Origin of the sequence: Aeromonas sp. HMWF014, assembly GCF_963878295.1 — a bacterium.
Lineage (GTDB): Bacteria > Pseudomonadota > Gammaproteobacteria > Enterobacterales > Aeromonadaceae > Aeromonas > Aeromonas popoffii.
On sequence record NZ_CAWNYS010000299.1, the window covers coordinates 1,578 to 4,532 of the forward strand.

Annotated in this window: 2 protein-coding genes; both read left to right on the plus strand. The window is 61.9% G+C overall.

The features are described 5' to 3' along the window. On the plus strand, nt 1–354 hold a 354-nt coding region (locus tag AAC083_RS23080), incomplete at its 5' end, for a TIGR04211 family SH3 domain-containing protein (protein WP_258224678.1). Between the two features lie 331 nt (nt 355–685). Further along, nucleotides 686–2,955 (plus strand): bifunctional proline dehydrogenase/L-glutamate gamma-semialdehyde dehydrogenase PutA (putA, locus tag AAC083_RS12305; RefSeq protein ID WP_108536755.1); only part of this gene is annotated, 2,270 nt, incomplete at its 3' end.

Below are 2,955 nucleotides of genomic sequence, written 5' to 3' on the forward strand. Positions count from 1 at the left end.
AGCCTGCGCGAGCGCCTGCCCCAGGTTCAGAAAGAGCTGGAAGAGCTCAAGGCTCGCCTGCAAAACCTCAACGGTGACAATGAGCAGCGCTTCACCGAGAAGGATGGTCAGATCGCCGAGCAGAGCAAGGAGATCGCCAGCCTTAAGACCCAGCTCGCCAGCCAGAGCGAGGAGATGGGGAATCTAAAGGAGCAGAACGACGCCCTGACCCAGAGCTATGACAACCAGGAGCACGACATGCAGATGGACTGGTTCATCCGCGGTGGTGCCATGGTGGGTGGCGGCATATTGCTCGGCATACTGCTCCCCATGCTGCCCCGTCGTCGCAGTCGTGGCGAACGCTGGATGAACTGATTTGCATGCTGCTACCCAGGTTCTGCCCTGTCGTGGCAGCCGTGGTGAAGCAGGACAAACGGACCGTTTCTGTCGGTCGGATGAAGAAGGGTCGCAATAGCGACCTTCTTTTTTGCCTTGTATAAAATTGTATACAAAATAAGGCAGTGAAATTACCAGCCTCGCGAACTCCTCGGCTTTAATGTGCGCCAAATGAGCCAATTAGCGATATTTGTTAATGTCAGGCAACAATTTCATTTCATCTATCGGTTGATATTGTATACATTGTCGGCGTTTCGGCGGCACGGCCGCCTTCGTCGACATAGCCTGCGGGCGTACAGGAAGACCCCATATGTTCAAAGCCACTCAAGTTCTTGCTGCTGACTACCTTCCCTCCGATCTGGCCGCCCTGCGCGAAGCCATTACCCAGAATTATGTGGTGGATGAGAATGCCTATCTGGCGGAGCTCTCTGCCATGTTGCCGGGGGATGGTGCCTCGCTGGAGCGGGTGACCCAGCGCGCCCGTACCCTGGTGACCAAGGTACGCAAGGAGAGTGGATCGGGCGATGGCATCGACGCCTTCCTGCAGGAGTACAGCCTGGATACGCAGGAGGGGATCATACTGATGTGCCTGGCCGAGGCATTGTTGCGCATTCCCGATGCCGAGACCGCCGACGCCCTGATCAAGGACAAGCTCTCCGGCGCCAACTGGTCCTCCCATTTTCGCAAGAGCGACTCCACCCTGGTCAATGCTTCCACCTGGGGGCTGATGCTGACCGGCAAGATCATCAAGCTCGACAAGAAGCTGGACGGCAATCCGGCCAACATGCTGGGCCGCATGGTCAACAAGCTGGGTGAGCCCGTGGTGCGCTCCGCCATGTATGCTGCCATGAAGATCATGGGCAAGCAGTTCGTGCTGGGGCGTGACATGAAGGAGGCCCTGAAGGCGAGCCGCAAGTCCCGGGAGAAGGGTTACACCCACACCTATGACATGCTGGGGGAATCCGCCCTGACCCTGACCGATGCGGACAAGTATTTCGGCGACTACCAGCGCGCCATCGAGGCGGTCGGCAATGAGCGCATCAGCGACGGCGGCCCGGCCCCGTCCATCTCCATCAAGCTGTCGGCGCTGCATCCGCGCTATGACGTGGCGAACCGCGAGCGGGTGCTTGGCGAGATGAGCGAGCGACTGGTGGGGCTGGTGCGTCTGGCCCGTGACAAGGACGTGGCCATCAGCATCGATGCCGAGGAGATGGACCGCCTCGAGCTGTCGCTGGATCTCTTCGAGCAGCTCTACCGCTCCGAGGCCAACCGCGGCTGGGGCAAGCTCGGCATGGTGGTGCAGGCTTACTCCAAGCGTGCCCTGCCGGTGCTCTGCTGGTTGACGGGGCTGGCCCGCGAGCAGGGGGATCTGATCCCGGTGCGGCTGGTGAAAGGGGCCTACTGGGACAGCGAGCTGAAATATGCCCAGCAGGCCGGTCTGCCCGGTTACCCGCTGTTTACCCGCAAGGCGGGTACCGACATCTCCTATCTCGCCTGTGCCCGCTACCTGCTGAGCGAGCCGACCCGCGGCTTCATCTCCCCCCAGTTTGCTACCCACAACGCCAATACCGTGGTCAGCATTCTGGAGATGGCCGGCGATCGCCAGTTTGAATTCCAGCGCCTGCACGGGATGGGGGAGGAGCTGCACAACGCCGTGCTCAGCGAATGTCCCGGCCTGCACTGCCGCATCTATGCGCCGGTCGGTGCCCACAAGGACTTGCTGCCCTACCTGGTGCGCCGCCTGCTGGAGAATGGGGCCAACACCTCCTTCGTCCACAAGCTGGTGGATCCCAACACCCCGGTAGACAGCCTGGCCGAGCACCCGCTGCGCACCCTGAAGCGCTATGGCAGCCTGGCCAATGACCGCATTCCGCAGCCGGTGAACCTGTTCACTGACCGTAAAAACTCCAGCGGCGTGAACATGAACATCGTCGCCATCCAGCGTCCCTTCTTCGCCAGGTTGAAAGAGCTGGAGAGCAAGCAGTGGCTGGCGGGTCCCATCGTCAATGGGGAGACCCTCAAGCGCAGCGAGGCCCGCACAGTGCTGAGCCCGCAGGACGTGAGCCTGACGGTCGGCAAGATCCACTGGGCCGACGAGCAGGCGGTGGAGCAGGCGCTGGCCTCCGCTCATGCTGCCTTCCCGCGCTGGCGCGAGACCCCGGTGAGCGAGCGCGCCGCCGCGCTGGAGACGCTGGCAGATCTGCTGGAAGCGAACCGCGAGCAGTTCATCTCACTCTGTACCCGCGAGGCGGGCAAGCTGCTGCAGGATGGTATCGACGAGGTGCGCGAGGCGGTGGATTTCTGCCGCTACTACGCGGTGCAGGCCCGTGGCCTGATGGGGCAGGCGACCCTGCTGCCCGGTTACACGGGTGAGCAGAACGAGCTGTTCTTGCAGGGCCGTGGCGTCTTTGTCTGCATCAGCCCGTGGAACTTCCCGCTGGCCATCTTCCTTGGTCAAATCGCTGCGGCGCTGGCCACCGGCAATACCGTTATCGCCAAACCGGCGGAGCAGACCGGCCTTATCGCCCATCTGGCGGTGACCCTGGCCCATCAGGCCGGTATTCCGGGTGACGTGCTGCA